The following is a 17,210-nucleotide window of genomic DNA, read 5'->3' on the forward strand; positions in this document are numbered from 1 at the left end:
TGGTGCCGACGGCTCCGGCCGTGGCGATCGGCGCCGCTGTCGCCCCCTTCCCATGGGGAGCGGCACGTCCTGGGGCGAGCGACGTCCTACGGGGAGCGGCGGGGCCGCCTGACCGGCCGGGCGCATGGAGCGGGGCCCCGGCCGTCGGTGTGACGTACGGGGCCCCTTCCGCCGCCCGCGACGGGCGGCCGGCGGTCAGATGTTGCCGCAGCCGTTGGCGACGGCCGGGTTCAGCACACCGACGACGTCGACGGTGTTGCCGCACACGTTCGCCTGGACGTTCACCGGCACCTGGATCACGTTGCCGGACACCACTCCCGGGGAACCGACGGCACCGCCGACGGCACCACCGTTGCCGGCGGCGGAAGCGGCACCCGCACCGGCGATGACGAGGCCACCCGCGGCGATCGTGGCGGCTGCGAGCTTCTTCATGTTCTTCACGTGATCAAACCCTCCTGGCGTGCTGCCACGGCCGTACGCCGTGGCACGCACTGGAGAACGCCGCGGGCCCCGCCGGGTGACGCCATTCGGGTGACATACACCCGACGGTATGAATCTCGGTTCGACCGATGACCTTCCCACAGCCGGTTCTCCAGCGGTTCTCAAGTCCCGGGGCCTGTTCCGAGGGAGGGACGGGGGCGGTGCTCAGTCACCGATCCCGTGCCGCACCGCCCACAGCGCCGCCTGGGTCCGGTCGGCCAGGTCCAGCTTCATCAGGATGTTCGACACGTGCGTCTTGACCGTCTTCTCGGAGAGCACCAGGGCGCGGGCTATCTCCCGGTTGGAGCGGCCGTCGGCGATCAGCGCCAGCACCTCGCGCTCCCGTTCGGTGAGGGTGCCCTGGCGCCCCTGGCCGCCGTTGGCCTCCTCCTGGGACAGCAGTGCCCCGGCCACCTCCGGCTGGAGCAGCACATGGCCGGCGTGCACGGAGCGGATGGCACCGGCCAGCGCGTCGGGGTCCACGTCCTTGTACACGTAGCCGGCGGCGCCCGCGCGCAGCGCCGGCACCACGGTGCGCTGCTCGGTGAAGCTGGTGACCACCAGGACCCGGGCCGGGTTCCCGGCCTCGCGCAGTCCGCGCAGCGCCTCGATGCCGTCGGTCCCCGGCATCTTCACGTCCATGAGGATCACGTCGGGGCGCAGTTCCTGGGCGCGGGCCACGCCCTCCGCGCCGTCCGCCGCCTCGCCGACGACCTCGATGTCGTCCTGCACCTCCAGGAAGGTACGCAGCCCCCGCCGGACCACCTGGTGGTCGTCGACGAGCAGGACGCGGATCCTCTCCTCCGGTTCAGCCACCGGGCACCTCCATCTCGATCACGGTGCCCTTCCCGGGCTCCGACGTCACGGTGAGCCGGCCCCCGACGCCCTGGGCGCGGTCCCGCATGGACACCAGGCCCAGGTGCCGTCCCGCGCGCCGTACGGCCGAGGGGTCGAAGCCGCGACCGTCGTCACGTACCCGCAGCAGGACGCCGGTGCCGCGCCGGGCGAGGGTGACGTCCACCCGCCGGGCGCCGGAGTGCCGCAGCGCGTTGTGCAGGGCCTCCTGCGCCACCCGCAGCACCGCCTCCTCCTGGGCCGCCGGGAGCGCGCGGACGCCGGGGGCGGTGAAGGTGACCTCGGCGGTGTGGGCCCGGTCCAGCACCTGGATCTGGGTGCGCAGGGTGGCGACCAGGCCGTCCTCGTCCAGTGCCGCGGGCCGCAGCTCCACCACCGCGGCGCGCAGCTCGTCGGCGGCCTCGGCGGCGAGCGCGGCCACCTGCTGGAGCTCGGTCTTGGCGCGCGCCGGGTCGCGGTCCACCAGGGCGGCGGCGGCCTGGGCCGTCAGCCGGAGGGAGAACAGCTTCTGGGAGACCGCGTCGTGCAGTTCGTGGGCGAGCCGGGCGCGCTCCCCCGCGATGGTCAGTTCCCGGCTCCGCTCGTAGAGCCGGGCGTTGGTGAGCGCGATGGCGGCGTGCTGGGCGAGGATGCCCAGCAGTTCCTCGTCGTCGGCGGTGAAGCCGCAGCCGCCGGCGGGCTTGGGGCACTTCTTGTTGGCGAGGAAGAGCGCGCCGAGCACCTCCTCCCCGTCGGCGATGGGCAGGCCGAGGAAGTCCGACATCTCCGGGTGGGCGGCCGGCCAGCCCTCGAAGCTGGGGTGCCGGCGGACGTCGGCCAGGCGCTGCGGGGTGGCGTCGTGGAGCATCTCGGCGAGGATCCCGTGCTGGCGGGGCAGCGGGCCGATGGCCTTCCACTGCTCCTCGTCCACCCCGTCCACCACGAACTGGGCGAAGCCGCCGTGGTCGTCGGGGACGCCCAGCGCCGCGTACTCCGCCTCCAGGAGCTGGCGGGCCGAGACCACGATGGTCTGGAGCACATCGCGTACTTCGAGGTGGCGGCTCATGGCCAGCAGCGCACTGCTGACGCTCGCCAGGCCCGCTCCCGGAACGCCGCCCGTGCCTGTGTTCATGGAGGTCACCGTACCGGCGGGGCCGGGGCCCGGGTATCGGCCCGGCGGCGGGCGCGGGCCCCGGCCCCGGTCGTAGGTCCTGCCGGGCGGGCTCGCCCGCCGTCCACCGGCGCCTCCGTCGAAAGTCGTAGCCGTGGTGGTACGTCGCGGCGAACCGGTTCCTCGGCGCCGGGTGCCGCCCGCAGAATCCTGCATATGTCCATACCAATGAGGAGCTGGACCCCCACCCACGGCGCCCCGTACCGCCCGGTGCCCTACCGCCCCGACCGGATGCCACCGCAGGAGACCCTGGCCCGCGCGGCCGAGCTGCGGGAGCGGATGTCCGCCCGCCGGACCGTGCGGCAGTTCGCGCCCGACCCGGTGCCCGAGCAGGCGGTCCGCGACGCCATCGCCTGTGCCGCCACCGCGCCGTCCGGCGCACACCAGCAGCCCTGGTCGTTCGTCCGGATCAAGGACGCCGGGATGCGGCGGCGGATCCGGGAGGCCGCCGAGGCCGAGGAGCGCGTCTCCTACCAGGGGCGGCTGGGCGAGGAGTGGCTGGCCGCGCTGCGCCCGCTGGGGACGGACGAGATCAAGGCGCACCTGACGGACGCGCCGGAGCTGATCGTGGTGTTCCAGCAGCGCTACTGGCTGGGGCCGGACGGCGAGCGCCGCAAGCACTACTACGTGGACGAGTCGGTGGGGATCGCGGTGGGCATGCTGCTGTCCGCGCTGCACCTGTGCGGGCTGGCGGCGCTGGTGCACACCCCCAGTCCGATGCGGTTCCTCTCCGAGGTGCTGGGCCGCCCGGAGAACGAGAAGGCGTTCGCGGTGATCCCGGTGGGTTATCCGGCCGAGGACTGCGTGGTGCCGGATCTGGTCCGCAAATCGCTGCCGCAGGTTCTCACGGAGATCTGACCGGCGGCGGCCCCGGCGGCGGACCGGGAAAATCCCGGGCCGGCGGCGGGCGGGAGAAAAGCCGGGCCGGCGGTGTACGGGGAGAACGCCGGCCCCGGCGGTGAACGACGCGGCGCGGCCGCCCGGTGGGCGGGCCGCGCCGCGTTTCGTTTTTCCGTGTCCGCCGGGCCACGGAGAGCGAGCGGGCGGGGGCTCCCGTGTGACCCTGCGCATAGGACCCACGTCACCTACGACCGGGATTAGTGGACGGCGGATGCCCCGGTGGGCTTGTTTCCCAAAGGCCCCGCGGGTATTCGCCGGGTCCGGGATCCACTATCCCGGGTCGTAGGTCACACCTTTGCCAGGCGTTTTTACCGCCGCTAACAATTGCCGAGTCGCACGGCGCCGTGGAATCGAAACGGCGCTCTTTCAGCGCCGAACGGCCTCTGCGACTCCGAGCGATTGGAAGAGGACTTACACCGCCCATGCGCAGCATCTCCGGTTATAGCCGTCTGACCAAGACCCACAAGATTTCCGCCGCCGGCGTCGCCGCCGTCGGCACCGCCGCCCTCGCCTTCACCCTCGTGCCGGGCGGCAGCGCCCAGGCCGAGCCGCAGTCCCAGGCGCTGTCGGCGAAGCCGGTCACCCAGCTGAGCACCACCGCCTTCGGTGCGGAGATCCAGCAGGACAGCCTCACCCAGCGGTCCGCGATGGCCGTGCAGCAGGCCGACGCCGAGGCCGTTCAGAAGGCCGCGGACCTGAAGAAGGCCACCGACCTGAAGAAGGCCGCCGCCGCCGAGGAGCGGGCCGCCGCCCGGGCCAAGGCCGAGCGCGAGCAGGTGATCAAGGACCAGATCGCCAAGAAGCGCGCCGCCGCCGAGGCCGCCAACCGCTCGCACGAGCGCAAGCCGGTCGCCAAGGCCGCGCCGGCGCCCGCCCCCCGTCCGAAGGCCGCCCCGGCCAAGCCGAGCTACCCGGACAACCTGGACGGGTGGATCCGGGAGTCCCTCGCCATCCTGAAGGAGAAGGGCATCCCGGGCACCTACGAGGGCATCCACCGCAACGTCATGCGGGAGTCCTCGGGCAACCCGCGGGCGATCAACAACTGGGACATCAACGCGATCAACGGCATCCCGTCCAAGGGTCTGCTCCAGGTGATCCCGCCGACCTTCAAGGCGTACCACGTCGAGGGCACCTCCTGGGACATCTACGACCCGGTCGCCAACATCACCGCGGCCTGCAACTACGCCGCCGACCGCTACGGCTCGATGGACAACGTGAACTCCGCGTACTGATCCGGTCCGGTACCGCGGCCCCGTCCCCCTCGGGGCGCGGCGGCCGTGCGCCGGACACGGACGAGGGCGGCACCCCGGCAGGGGTGCCGCCCTCGTGGCGTCGCGCCGGTCGGCGGGCCGGGCAGGCCGGTCACCGGGGCCGCGGGGTCACCGGGACCGGGCGCGGCTCACTTGCGCATGACCTCCGGCTCGTGCCGGCGCAGCAGCCGCGCCACCGCGAAGCCGCAGGCGACGCCGAGCGCGATCAGCACGAACATGTCGATGGCCCACTGGCCGGTGGCGTGCTCCCACAGCGGGTCCAGGTCGTCGGGCTTCTTGCGGTCCCAGGGCGCCATCACGTGGCCGGGGCCGGGGCCGAAGTCCAAGGTGGCGGCCGCGGCGCCGACCGCCCAGCGGGCCGGCATCAGCCAGGCGAACTGCTCGATGCCGGGCGATCCGTAGATCTTGAACAGGATGCCGGTGAAGACGACCTGGACGATGGCGAACATGACCAGCAGCGGCATGGTCTTCTCGGCGGTCTTCACCAGTGCGGAGATGACCAGGCCGATCATCATCGAGGTGAAGCCGATGGCGATGATCGCCAGGCACAGCTCGGCGCCGGCCGGGAGGATGAGGCCCTCCTCGGGCAGCTCGCGGACGGAGAAGCCGATGGCGCAGATGATCACGCCCTGGAAGGCGGTGATCACGCCCAGGACGATCACCTTGGACATCAGGTAGGCGGACCGGGACAGGCCCACGGCCCGTTCCCGTTCGTAGATCACCCGTTCCTTGATGAGTTCCCGGACCGAGTTCGCCGCGCCGGAGAAGCACATCCCGACCACCAGGATCATCATGATCGTGCCGGCGTCCTGGTTGAACTGGCCCCGGGGTGGCATCGTCAGCCCGAAGTCGGAGGGTATGACGACCGAGACCCCGCCGAGGACCGCGGGCAGGATGACCATCAGGGCCAGGAAGCCGCGGTCCGAGGCGATCACCGAGACGTAGCGGCGGATCAGCGTGAACAGCTGGGAGCCCCAGGTCTGCGGTTTGTGCACCCGGGCCGGCGGCGGCTGGACGGGCACCGACTGCGGGGCGACGGCGTCCAGCTCCGCCGCGTAGAGGCGGTAGTGCTCGGAGCCGCGCCAGCGGCCCGACCAGTCGTAGTCGCGGTAGTTCTCGAACGCCGAGAAGACGTCCGCCCAGGTCTCGTAGCCGAAGAAGTTGAGCGCCTCCTCCGGCGGGCCGAAGTACGCCACCGAGCCGCCCGGGGCCATGACCAGCAGCTTGTCGCACAGGGCCAGCTCGGCCACCGAGTGGGTGACGACCAGCACGGTGCGGCCGTCGTCGGCCAGATCGCGCAGCAGCTTCATCACGTCGCGGTCCATGCCCGGGTCCAGGCCCGAGGTGGGCTCGTCCAGGAAGATCAGCGACGGCTTGGTGAGCAGCTCCAGCGCGACCGAGACCCGCTTGCGCTGGCCGCCGGAGAGCGAGGTGACCTTCTTGTCGGCGTGGATGTCGAGCTTCAGCTCGCGCAGCACCTCGTCGATGCGGGCGGTGCGCTCGGCCTCGGCGGTGTCGCCGGGGAAGCGGAGCTTGGCGGCGTACTTCAGCGCGGTCCGCACCGACAGCTCCTTGTGGAGGATGTCGTCCTGCGGGACCAGCCCGATGCGCTGCCGCAGCTCGGCGAACTGCTTGTAGAGGTTCCGGTTGTCGTACAGGACCTCGCCCTGGTTGGCCGGGCGGTACCCGGTCAGCGCCTTGAGCAGGGTGGACTTGCCGGACCCGGACGGGCCGATGACCGCGACCAGGGACTTCTCCGGCACCCCGAAGGAGACGTCCTTGAGGATCTGCTTGCCGCCGTCCACCGTCACCGTCAGATGGCGGGCGGAGAAGGACACCTCACCGGTGTCGACGAACTCCTCCAGCCGGTCCCCGACGAGGCGGAACGTGGAGTGGCCGACACCGACGATGTCGTTGGGGCCGATGACCTGCCGGCGGACCGGCTGGCCGTTGACGTACGTGCCGTTGTGGCTGCCCAGGTCGGCGATCTCGAAGCGGCCGTCCGGCAGCGCCCGGAACTCCGCGTGGTTGCGCGAGACCTGGAGGTCGGAGACGACCAGGTCGTTCTCCAGGGCACGGCCGATCCGCATCACCCGGCCGGCGGCCACATGGTGGAAGCTCGTGGGGTGGCGGTCGCCGGCCGTCGGCGCCGGGCGGTCCGGGCCCTGCCCGGGGCCGTGCTGCTGCGGCACGGGCCCCGGCCGCGACGCGCCGGGCGGTGGCTGGTGGACCCCCGCGCCGGGCGGTGCCTGGTGCGGCGGTTGCGGTGCCTGGTGTCCCTGCTGCGGCTGAGGGGCCAGGTGTGCGGGGTGGCCCTGGGGCGCCTGGTACCCCTGGGGTCCGGGAGCCTGCGGCGACCGGTGGCCGGCTGCCTGCCGGGGCTGCGGCGGCTGGTGGCCGGGCGCCGGGTGACCCTGGTGCGGGGCCTGCGGCCAGCCCTGCGGCGCCTGCGGCTGGTACGACGGCCCGCCGGCGCCGGGCCACGCGCCCGGCTGCTGCGGCTGGGCCGACGGGTGCGGAGCCGGCGGTGCCTGCCCCGGTGCGGCCGGGGCGTGCTGCGCGCCGAAGGCACCGGACGCGGCGGGCGCCGCGGCGGCGACCGTCAGCCGCGGGCCGTCGGTCGCGTTGCCCAGGTGCACCACCGAACCGGGGCCGATTTCGGTCTGCTGGATCCGCTGCCCCTGCATGTAGGTGCCGTTGGTGCTGCCGTGGTCCTCGATGAGCCAGCCGTGACCGCCCCAGCGCACCGTCGCATGCCGCCAGGAGACCCTGGCGTCCTCGAACACCACGTCGCCCTGCGGGTCACGCCCGAGGGTGTACGACCTGGACGGGTCAAGTGCCCAGGTCTGTCCATTCAATTCCAGTACGAGTTCCGGCACTCCATGCCCCACTAGTTGTCCCCCGAATGTCCCCCTGCGCCAGGGAGTCTAGGGATGGCGAACATCGTGGGGAACTATTTCAGGCCCGGTCCCGGAACCGGAAGTCGGGCGTTGGCAAGGGCGACTATCGGGCAGGCTCGGCTCATCCGAAAGGCCCCGGCGAGTGGTGGACACCCGGTGATGGCGTCGACCATGGACCATCCGGACACTCCCGACGACCGGGGGCATCACCATGGCGGCGAACCACGGCGGCCGGGGCCGCACCGGCGAGGTGCTGCTGTCCGCCCTGGCCGCGGTGGGCTGGGCGTTCCTGGCGATGGTGGGCGTCGGCGCGCTCGGCCTCCATCTGATGGAGGCCGACCGGGCGGGGTCGCTGGGGCCGATGACCGCCGCCACGGTGGTCCTCGCGGTGGGCGGGTCGGTCGAACCGTCCGGGGACGTGCGGGTGTTCGGCCTGGAGGGCGCGGACGCCACCAGCGCGATCGACGTGATGCCGCTGGGTGTCTCGCTGACCGGGGCACTGCTGCTCGGCGGGGTGTTCCTGCGTGCGCTGCGCCGGGCCGGACCGGTGCCGACGCCGGCCGGGCTCGCGGTCCGGGCCGGAGCGGTGGCGGTGCTCTTCCTGCTGGTGCTGGCCGGGTTGTGCTGGGTGGCCGACGACACCGTCACCATCGACGGTTCGACCCTGGGCCGGGCGGCCGGGGAGGGTGCCGGGCGGCTCCCGGCCGACCTCGGCGACCTCGCGGACATCGGCGGCGGGCTGCTGCCGGACCGGCTGGTGGACCTGGCCGGCGCGGAGGCCGAGGTGGGCATCACCGTGGCGACCGCCCGCACCCTGCTGGGCGGGGCGGTGTGGGTGGCGGGGGTGCTCCTGCTGGCGCTGCTGGTCTCCCGCCGCACCCCGCTGCCGCGCGGCTGGGAAGCCGTCCACCCCGTGGTACGGCCCGCCGCCTCGGCGCTCTGCACGGTGCTGCTGCTGGCGACCGGCGCCGCGACCGCGGCCGGGGTGTACGCCTCCATCGGCGACGAGCATCCGCGGCTGGTGCTGGGCGGCACCCTGATCGGCGCGCCGAACGGGGCGGGCACCGGGGTGCCGCTGGGCCTGTTCGTGCCCTGGCACGGCACGGCGACCGGTGCGCTGCGGCAGGTGCTGCCGGATCCGCTGGACGAGCTGCTCGGGACGGGGACCGAGGAGCGGATCACCGTCGGCCGGCTGGCGGAGCAGGACGGCAGGGTCTGGCTGCTGGTCGTCGGCTGCGTGCTGATGATGCTGGCGGCCGGGGTGCTCACCGCCGCCCGGACCCCGGTGCCGGCCGGGACCGGGCCTGGCGGGCGGGACCGGGGCCCGTACGGTTTCGCCGGGTGGTGCGCGCTGCGGCTGGGGGTCGCCACCGCGCTGGCGCTGCCGCTGCTGGTCCGGCTGACCGGGGTGTCCGCGACGGCCGGGCTGTCGGTGTTCGGCTTCGACGCCTTCGCCGCCGGGCTCGACCTGCACGGCAGCGTTCCGTGGGCGGTACTGCTGGGCGCGGCGTGGGGTGCGGCGGCGGGGTTCGCCGGCGCGCTGGCCGCCTGGTACACCGGGGCCGCCGGGGTCGTTGCCGGCGGGCCCGGGCGGCCGGGCGGGCCGGCGCCCCCGGGCGGACGGGCGGGAGGTTCCGGCCCGGAATCCCGCTCCCGGGGAGCGCGGGAAGGCGGTCCCGGATAACCTGACATCGACCGGTTTGCGTGACGGCGTGATGACCGCGAGCGGAACACTCCCCGTCGCACGGCTGTCCGCAGCCCGGACGGCCGCGCGACGCTTCCGGCGAGCCCGATACGGTGGTAACACCATGAGCGCATCGCAGATCCCACCTGCCAACGCCGTACCGGGCGAGAACGATCCCACCCTCCTCGTCAAGATCTTCGGCAAGGACCGCCCCGGCATCACCGCCGGCCTCTTCGACACCCTCGCCGCCTACGGCGTGGACGTCGTCGACATCGAACAGGTGGTCACCCGGGGGCGCATAGTGCTGTGCGCCCTGGTGACCCCGCCTGCGGCCGCCGGCGTGACCGAGGGCGACCTGCGCGCCACCGTGCACAGCTGGGCGGAATCCCTCCGTCTCCAGGCGGAGATCATCACCGGTAGGGGTGACAACCGCCCGCGCGGCGTCGGCCGCTCGCACGTCACGGTGCTGGGCCACCCGCTGACCGCCCGGTCCACCGCGGCCATCGCGGCCCGGATCACCGGCACCGGCGGCAACATCGACCGGATCTTCCGGCTGGCGAAGTACCCCGTCACCGCCGTGGAGTTCGAGGTCTCCGGGGCTCAGACCGAGCCGCTGCGCACCGCGCTGGCCACCGAGGCCGCGGCGCTGGGGGTGGACGTCGCGGTGGTCGCCTCCGGTCTGCAGCGCCGGGCGCAGCGGCTGGTGGTGATGGACGTGGACTCCACCCTGATCCAGGACGAGGTGATCGAGCTCTTCGCCGCGCACGCCGGGTGCGAGGCCGAGGTCGCCGAGGTGACCGCGCGGGCGATGCGCGGGGAGCTGGACTTCGAGCAGTCCCTGCACGCCCGGGTGGCGCTGCTGAAGGGCATCGACGAGTCGGTGGTGGACAAGGTGCGGGCCGAGGTCCGGCTCACCCCCGGCGCCCGGACCCTGATCCGCACCCTCAAGCGGCTCGGCTACCAGGTCGGGGTGGTCTCCGGCGGCTTCACCCAGGTCACCGACGACCTCAAGGAGCGGCTGGGCCTGGACTTCGCCTCGGCCAACACCCTGGAGGTGGTGGACGGCAAGCTCACCGGCCGGGTGGTCGGAGAGGTGGTGGACCGGGCGGGCAAGGCCCGGCTGCTGCGCCGCTTCGCGGCCGAGGCCGGGGTGCCGCTGGCGCAGACGGTGGCGATCGGTGACGGGGCGAACGACCTGGACATGCTGAACGCGGCGGGTCTGGGTGTGGCCTTCAACGCCAAGCCGGTGGTGCGGGAGGCCGCGCACACCGCGGTGAACGTGCCGTTCCTGGACACCGTGCTCTATCTGCTGGGCATCACCCGGGAAGAGGTCGAGGCGGCGGAGACGCACTCCGACTGACCGGCCCTGCCGCCCGCCGGGACGGCGCCGGCGGCCGGCCGTCGGGGCCGCTCCGGGGGCGCTGACCCGGGAGCGGCCCCGAGCGCCCCGATGGCCGGCCCGGTCACCACGCCGACCGGGCCGCACGCCCCGGCCGTGCCCGCCGTGGTCGGCACCTTCGCGGGCCGGCGCACCGTGAGCCGGTCCGTACCGTGGCCCCGGCCCACCGGACCAGGGCTGAGCCGCGCGCCGTACCACCCGGCGGCCCGGGGCCCCACGGTGAACCGCGCTCCCCCACGGGCCGGGCCCGACGTGAACCGCACCCCACGGCGGGCCTCCCGCTCGCACCGGGTCCCCGGCCGCCGGGCGCCCTGCCCGGCGGCCGGGGGCCGCCGCCCACCGCCGGAACGGTCCGGGTGAGGCGGGGGCCCAGGCGCCGGGGCGGGCGGGCCCAGGCGGCCTCGGGGTGGAGAGCCGGACGGAGCGGGCCCGGGAGATCAGGCGTGCGGTGCCCAGAAGGCGACGAGCCGTCCGATGTTGTGCTCCACGTTCTTCCAGGCACCGCTGAAGCTCACCACCGCCATCGCGGCGGTGGGGAACCCGCTGCGGTTCATCCGGGGCAGCAGGTCGCCCTCCGCCTCGCCGGTGAGGGCGTCGGCCAGGGCGTGCATGCCCGGGTTGTGTCCGACCACCAGCAGGTCCTCGACCTCCTCGGGCGTCTCGTTGAGCACGGCGATCAGCTCGCCGAGGGACGCCTCGTACAGCCGCTCGTCGTAGACGGTCCGGGGGCGCCGCGGCAGCTCCTGGACGGCCAGCTTCCATGTCTCCCGGGTGCGCACCGCCGTGGAGCACAGGGTGAGGTCCGGGTCGATGCCTGTGCCGGCCAGCCAGAGCCCGGCGGCCGGTGCGTCCTTGCGGCCGCGCTCGGCCAGTGGCCGTTCGTGGTCGGATTCCTGGGCCCACTCGGCCTTGGCATGTCGGAACAGGACGATCCTTCGGGGCACATCGACGCTCATGCGTCCCAGCTTCGCATGAATCCCGGTGCCAGTCGCGGGGTGTTGGAAGCTCTCCGCACCGGTCGGAGCCGCCGGGAACTCCGGCCGGGCGGCGCGCGCCGGGAGCCGCCGCCGAGCGGGCCCGTCACCGGGGCCGGCAGGGGTCACGGCAGCTGGTCGAGGAGGGCGTGCCGGACCGCGCCGACGAACTGCGAGAGCGCTCCGCCGCCCTCGGCCGCGTGCGCGTCCGCGGAGCCCGATATCAGCAGGAGCAGCGCGGCGAAGGCCAAGGCGGGCAGGGCGATACCCCACCACGGGAGCCGGATGTCCACGCCGCCGGGGGCCGTACCGGCGGACCGGGACAAGGGGCGGGGTGACCGGGCGGACATGGGATCGCCTCCGAAAGGACGGGGAGCGGCTGCGGCCGTCGCGGCACTCGCTCACCGCGACACCTCGAATCTACGGAGGGGCCGCTACCGTTCCCATCCGGTGAACCACCCACTTGACCCTGACCTTGACCCCCTAGGGGACAGGGGGGATAACCCCACCCCCGGGCGGTCGGGCGGGCCGGCGGCAGGGGAGCGGGACCCTGGGAGGCCGCAGCCGCGCGGTACCGCCGCGTCCCGCCGGTGCCGCCGCGGCCACCCGGCGCCGCCGCGTCCCGTCGTGGCCCACGGCGTCCTGCTGTGGCGCACGGGGCCCCGCGCCGGCCAGGCCGGTGACCGTGCCAGATCACGCCGACGGGCGCTGCCCCGGGCGCCGCCTCCGGACACCGCCTCGGGCCTCACCCGCGGATCCGCCCCGGGCCTCGCCCCCGGCCACCGGCCCCGGACGTCACCCGAAGGCCGGACGGCACGTCGCCGCTGGCCGTGCGGGGAAACCGCTCACGGGGAAGGCGTGGCCGCACGCCGCGCCGCGCCGCATCGGGCCGGGCGCCGCTCCGCCGGTGTACGCGCCGTGCACCCGCCGGTGTACCCGTCGGGCGCCGGACCACCCTGCGTACGAAAGCCCGGCCGCAAGACTTCCGGGACGTACCGCGGCCACCGCACAGCCGGGCGTACCGCGCCACAGGGCGCCGGGGACGCACCGCGCCGTCCACGCCCCGGAAGGCCGGACGCCGGCGCCCCGGGACCGGCCGGCGCCGCGCCACCGCACGCTCACCGGGAGCCGGCGCGCCGCCGCCCCCGGGAGGGTCACCGGGGCCGCGGTCACCGCACCCGCGCGGGGCGGACGGGTCAGGGGGCGGCGATGGTGGCCACCACCCCGATGATCACCGTGATGAGCAGCATCGCGCCGAGGATGCCGAGCAGCTTCTTCTGCCCGTTCTGCGGGTTGGGGTCGAGCACAGGAGACATGGCCCCAGTGTCCCACCGCCCGGTCACAGCTCGTCCTCCAGGGTTCGGTCCCGCCCGGCCAGGACACCGGCCACGATCTGCGGCACCATGAGCGACGCCATGAGGGCGATCGGCAGGCCCCAGCCGTCGCTGTGCTGGTACAGGGCACCCACCAGCAGCGGGCCGGGGATGGAGATCAGGTAGCCGGTGCACTGGGCGAAGGCGGAGAGCCGGACCACCCCGGAGCTGGTCCGGGCCCGCATGCCGATCATCGTCAGCGCCAGCGGGAAGGCGCAGTTGGAGATGCCCAGCAGCAGCGCCCACGCCCAGGCGCCGCCGGCCGGCGCGAGCCACAGCCCCGCGTAGCCGCTCAGGCCGCAGGCCCCGAGCGCCACGACGAGGATTCCCTGGTGGCGGAGGCGGGCGGCGATGCGCGGCAGCACGAAGGACAGCGGCACGCCCATCACCATGGTGACGGCCAGCAGGACGCCCGCGGTGGAGGCGGAGACCCCGGCGTCGCGGAAGATCTGCGGCATCCAGCCCATGGTGATGTAGGCGCCGGTGGCCTGGAGGCCGAAGAAGACGGCCAGCGACCAGGCGGTGGCGCTGCGGGCGATCCGGCCGGTGGGCGCCTCCTGGGCCGCGCCGCCGGTGGCCGCGGCGCGTGACTCGCGGTTGGTGCGGCCACGGGCGATGGCGAACCAGGGCAGTACGGCGAGGCCGCCCAGGACCGCCCACATCCCCAGGCCCAGCCGCCAGCCGGCGTCCAGCGCGCCGGTCAGCGGGACGGTGGCGGCGGCCGCCACCGCGGTGCCGAGCGACAGGGCCATCGAGTACACGCCGGTCATCGCGCCGACCCGGTCCGGGAACCAACGCTTGACGATCACCGGCATCAGGACGTTGCTCACCGCGATGCCGGCCAGCGCCAGCGCGCTGACCGCCAGGAAGGCCGCGGTGCCGCCCATCAGCGGGCGCACCGCCAGCCCGGCGGTGATCGCCACCAGCCCGGCGCAGACCACGGTGGCCGGGCCCCAGCGGCGCGCGAGCCGCGGTGCGGCGAGGCCGAAGACCGCGAAGCACAGCGCGGGCACGGAGGTGAGCAGTCCGGCGACGGTGCCGCTCATCCCGAGCCCGTCGCGGACCTCCTCCATGAGGGAACCGAGGCTGGTGATGGCGGGCCGCAGGTTGAGCGCGGCGAGCACCAGCCCGAGGACGACCAGGAGCTGCCGCCCGCCGGCGCCGCCGCCGGCCTCACCCGCGTCCGGGAGGGTGCCTCCGGCCCCCGAGGGGCGGCCGGACGGCCCGGGTACCGCGCCGCGCCCCGGTACGGCCGGACCCCCGTCGCCGGCGGCGGGCCGGGCGGGTGCTGCGGCGGTGTCGCTGAGGGCACGCTGCTCTGTCATGGCGACCATCATAGAATCATGGGATGAATAGCTGTCCACCGCGCCGCCCGCGCGGTCGTCCGGGCCAGCCCGGGGGCGTGCGCGTCCCTGGCGCATGCGCCGTCGAGGCGTGTACCGGTGGTGCGTGCGCCGGCGGCGCACGCGGTGGTGCCCGTACCGGTGACGGGCCCCGGAGCGGCCTCGCGCCGTGCCGGCGTCCGTCGCCCCCGCGTCGCCGGGGTGGCCCCGTGACGGCCTCCGGGCGGCATCATGGGTACGTCCGGCCCCCGAGTGAAGGCCCCAGGCCAGGAGAGTCATGCCGCTGACCTCGCCCCGGCGATCCGCGCTCGCCGACCAGGTGATCGCCCAGTTGCGCGCCCAGATCACCTCCGGTGAGTGGCCGGTGGGCTCCCGCATCCCCACCGAGCCGGAGCTGGTCGAACAGCTCGGGGTGGCCCGGAACACCGTGCGGGAGGCGGTCCGCGCACTGGCGCACAACGGGCTGCTGGACATCCGCCAGGGGTCGGGCACCTATGTCCTGGCCACCAGCGAGCTGGCCGGGGTGATGCACCGCCGGTTCGCCGACGCCCGGCCGCTGCACGTCGCCGAGCTGCGTACCGCCCTGGAGACCAAGGCGGCGCAGCTGGCCGCGGAGCGCCGTACCGAGCAGGACCTGCGGCAGATCGAGGCGCTGCTGGACCGGCGCGAGCGGGCCTGGGCGTCCGGGGACGCGGAGGCGTTCGTGGAGGCCGACGCCACACTGCACCTGGCGATCGTGGCGGCCTCGCACAACGAGGTGCTGGCCGAGCTCTACGCCGATCTGGGCGGGGTGCTGCGGGAGTTCCTGCGCGCGGACGTCGGCGCCGAGCTGCGGCCGGAGGGGTACGTGGACCACGCACGGCTGGTGGCGGCGATCCGGGCCGGTGACGGGGACCGGGCGGCGGCCGAGGCGAGCGAGCACGCCTTCTCCTGCCGGTTCGCCCCCCGCTGAGACCACCGGCGGGCGCGCCGGGTTCCGCGCCTGCCCGTGGGGTCGGCGTACCCGCCCGCGGGCCCGTGCCCGCCACCCGGGTGCCCGGTACCGCGTGCCCGGGCCCCTGGCACGCGGTACCGGGCACCCGGGCCGTTGACGCCCCGGGCCGCGCGTCCGTTTCCCCACCGCCGGGCCGCTCGGCCCCGATGCCCGCGCACCCGGCCCCCTGGCATCCGCCGACCCGCCCGCCACCGTTCGCCCCGGTCAGCCCTCGGACCGCTGCGAGACCCAGGCCTCCCGTATCTCCTTCCAGCAGCGCTGGGAGAGGCGGACGTGCTGGGCGGGCCCGACCTCGACCGGGTGGCTCGCCAGGTCGGGGTCCCACCAGCGGGCGCAGTCCACGTGCAGCTGGACCCGGTCGGCGGCCGGGTCGGGGTTGAAGCAGCTCGCGTGGGCCCGGGAGCCGGTGATCCAGGCGCTGCACGAGGCGCCCCGGCCCGCGGCGCGCGGCGGCCGGTCGTCCGAGGCCGGCGGGGCCACCGTCACGAACGGCGCGACCGTCCTCCCGGACCGCGGGGCCGGGTCCCTGGACCACGGGGCCGCGTCCCCGGAGGCCCCGGACGGCGGGGCCGACGCCGTGAACGGCCGGACCACCGCGACCCGCGGGACCGGGGCTCCGGTCGCCGGGGCGGTCGCCGGGGCCGGGGCCGGGGGGCGACGACCGGGCGGCGGGCGGCGGGCCGTCCGCCGGACGCGGGGGCCGCGGCGACGACCGCGCAGGCCGCCGCCACGGCTGTCGCGGCGACCGCGGTGCGGGACCTCCTGCGCATGGCGAACCTCCTCGGCCGTGCTGCGGCGGGTCCGCCGCGGCTGCACCTCAAGGGGGACGTACACCGACGTACCGGTGCGTACACCCGGGAGGTACACCCGGGACGTACCGGCGCGCCGGGCACGGACGAAAGGTCCGGCCGGCGCCCGTGGGCGGTACGCGCGGTATGGACTCCACGGTGCCGGGCCGCGGCCCCGGCCGCCCCCGGACAGGGCCGAACGGGCGATGCCCCGGCCTCCCGCGGAGCGCGGGGAGGACCGGGGCATCGCCCGTCGGACGCAACCGGCGGCATCGGTGCCGGCTGAGCGGGCCGGCACCGGCACCGGTGAGCGCGGCGGGACGGGTGTCAGACGCCCATCATGTGGACGCCGCCGTCCACGTGCACGACCTCGCCGGTGGTCTTGGGGAACCAGTCCGACAGCAGCGCGACCACACCGCGGGCGGCGGGCTCGGGGTCGGAGATCTCCCAGCCGATCGGGGCACGGTCGCCCCACTCGTCGGCGAGCACCTCGAAGCCGGGGATGGACTTGGCGGCCATCGACTTGATCGGGCCCGCCGCGACCAGGTTGCTGCGGACGTTCTTCGGGCCGAGGTCCCGGGCGAGGTAGCGGGAGGTGGACTCCAGGGCCGCCTTGGCCACGCCCATCCAGTCGTAGACCGGCCACGCGAACTTGGCGTCGAAGGTGAGGCCGACCACCGAGCCGCCGCGCGGCATCAGCGGCAGCAGCGCCGTGGTCAGGGACTTCAGCGAGTACGCCGAGACGTGCACCGCCGTGGAGACGTCCTCCCAGCTCGCCTCCAGGAAGTTGAAGGCGCCCTGCGGGCCGAAGGCGATCGAGTGCACGATGCCGTCCAGGTCCACGCCCTCGCCCAGGTGCTCGCGCACCCGGTCCGCGATGGTGTCGAGGTGCTCCTGGTTGGTGACGTCCAGCTCGATGACCGGGGCGGGCTTGGGCAGCCGCTTGGCGATCCGCTCCACCAGCGTCAGCCGGCCGAAGCCGGTGAGGATGACCTCGGCGCCCTCCTCCTGGGCGAGCCTGGCGGCGTGGAAGCCGATCGAGGCGTCGGTGATGACACCGGTGACCAGGATGCGCTTGCCGGCGAGAATTCCACTCATG

General features: G+C 74.7%; 15 protein-coding genes. 5 read left to right on the top strand and 10 right to left on the bottom strand.

All coding sequences use genetic code 11. From position 1 onward, the window contains the following. Positions 1-195: 195 nt before the first annotated feature. The 3 genes from IHE55_RS05035 to IHE55_RS05045 form a co-directional block, all read right to left on the bottom strand. Positions 196-432 (bottom strand): chaplin, encoded by a 237-nt coding sequence (locus tag IHE55_RS05035; RefSeq protein WP_197987916.1) that lies wholly within the window; start codon positions 430-432, stop codon positions 196-198. A 213-nt stretch (positions 433-645) separates the two neighbouring features. Next, positions 646-1,296 carry a response regulator gene (locus IHE55_RS05040; RefSeq protein ID WP_197987917.1) on the bottom strand — a complete coding sequence of 217 codons (651 nt, stop codon included), beginning with the start codon at positions 1,294-1,296 and terminating at the stop codon, positions 646-648. After that, complete coding sequence (locus IHE55_RS05045; protein ID WP_197987918.1) at positions 1,289-2,446, bottom strand: GAF domain-containing sensor histidine kinase; 1,158 nt, start codon at positions 2,444-2,446, stop codon at positions 1,289-1,291. The genes IHE55_RS05040 and IHE55_RS05045 overlap by 8 nt, the downstream gene beginning before the upstream one ends. A 195-nt stretch (positions 2,447-2,641) precedes the next feature. Between IHE55_RS05045 and IHE55_RS05050 the strand changes: the two genes are divergently transcribed. Together IHE55_RS05050 and IHE55_RS05055 are read left to right on the top strand one after the other, a co-directional pair. Then, positions 2,642-3,343, top strand: a complete 702-nt coding sequence (locus IHE55_RS05050) for a nitroreductase family protein (RefSeq protein WP_197987919.1) — start codon at positions 2,642-2,644, stop codon at positions 3,341-3,343. 464 nt (positions 3,344-3,807) lie between these two features. Then, positions 3,808-4,617: a transglycosylase SLT domain-containing protein gene (locus IHE55_RS05055; protein ID WP_197987920.1), complete on the top strand. Its 810-nt coding sequence runs from the start codon at positions 3,808-3,810 to the stop codon at positions 4,615-4,617. 167 nt (positions 4,618-4,784) lie between these two features. Here IHE55_RS05055 and IHE55_RS05060 read toward each other — a convergent pair whose 3' ends face one another. Beyond that, positions 4,785-7,547, bottom strand: coding sequence for an FHA domain-containing protein (locus IHE55_RS05060; protein WP_372442625.1), 2,763 nt, complete (start codon positions 7,545-7,547; stop codon positions 4,785-4,787). A gap of 220 nt (positions 7,548-7,767) precedes the next feature. Between IHE55_RS05060 and IHE55_RS05065 the strand changes: the two genes are divergently transcribed. Together IHE55_RS05065 and serB are read left to right on the top strand one after the other, a co-directional pair. Beyond that, complete coding sequence (locus tag IHE55_RS05065; protein WP_197987921.1) at positions 7,768-9,240, top strand: streptophobe family protein; 1,473 nt, start codon at positions 7,768-7,770, stop codon at positions 9,238-9,240. Between the two features lie 124 nt (positions 9,241-9,364). Then, positions 9,365-10,600, top strand: a complete 1,236-nt coding sequence (gene serB / locus IHE55_RS05070; protein ID WP_197987922.1) for a phosphoserine phosphatase SerB — start codon at positions 9,365-9,367, stop codon at positions 10,598-10,600. A gap of 476 nt (positions 10,601-11,076) precedes the next feature. Here serB and IHE55_RS05075 read toward each other — a convergent pair whose 3' ends face one another. From IHE55_RS05075 to IHE55_RS05085, 4 genes are all read right to left on the bottom strand, one after another. Then, a complete protein-coding gene (locus IHE55_RS05075) occupies positions 11,077-11,595 on the bottom strand; it encodes a SixA phosphatase family protein (protein WP_197987923.1) in 519 nt (172 codons plus the stop codon). A gap of 143 nt (positions 11,596-11,738) precedes the next feature. Beyond that, positions 11,739-11,906, bottom strand: a complete 168-nt coding sequence (locus IHE55_RS05080) for a hypothetical protein (protein WP_372442626.1) — start codon at positions 11,904-11,906, stop codon at positions 11,739-11,741. A gap of 903 nt (positions 11,907-12,809) precedes the next feature. After that, a complete protein-coding gene (locus tag IHE55_RS32140; protein WP_269671481.1) occupies positions 12,810-12,929 on the bottom strand; it encodes an SGM_5486 family transporter-associated protein in 120 nt (39 codons plus the stop codon). Positions 12,930-12,952: 23 nt separating this feature from the next. After that, the gene (locus IHE55_RS05085; RefSeq protein WP_197987925.1) at positions 12,953-14,311 is read right to left on the bottom strand and encodes a CynX/NimT family MFS transporter; all 1,359 of its coding nucleotides are present in this window, start codon (positions 14,309-14,311) and stop codon (positions 12,953-12,955) included. A 295-nt stretch (positions 14,312-14,606) separates the two neighbouring features. Here IHE55_RS05085 and IHE55_RS05090 point away from each other — a divergent pair, with 295 nt between their 5' ends. Then, positions 14,607-15,281, top strand: coding sequence for a FadR/GntR family transcriptional regulator (locus IHE55_RS05090; protein WP_197987926.1), 675 nt, complete (start codon positions 14,607-14,609; stop codon positions 15,279-15,281). A 246-nt stretch (positions 15,282-15,527) separates the two neighbouring features. On the opposite strand, the gene IHE55_RS05095 is transcribed toward IHE55_RS05090, so the two are convergent. Both IHE55_RS05095 and fabI read right to left on the bottom strand, forming a co-directional pair. After that, positions 15,528-15,809 carry a hypothetical protein gene (locus tag IHE55_RS05095; RefSeq protein ID WP_197987927.1) on the bottom strand — a complete coding sequence of 94 codons (282 nt, stop codon included), beginning with the start codon at positions 15,807-15,809 and terminating at the stop codon, positions 15,528-15,530. A gap of 629 nt (positions 15,810-16,438) precedes the next feature. Then, the gene (gene fabI / locus IHE55_RS05100; protein WP_197987928.1) at positions 16,439-17,209 is read right to left on the bottom strand and encodes an enoyl-ACP reductase FabI; all 771 of its coding nucleotides are present in this window, start codon (positions 17,207-17,209) and stop codon (positions 16,439-16,441) included. Between the last annotated feature and the right edge of the window lies 1 nt (position 17,210).

Source organism: Streptomyces pactum (assembly GCF_016031615.1).
Lineage (GTDB): Bacteria > Actinomycetota > Actinomycetes > Streptomycetales > Streptomycetaceae > Streptomyces > Streptomyces pactus.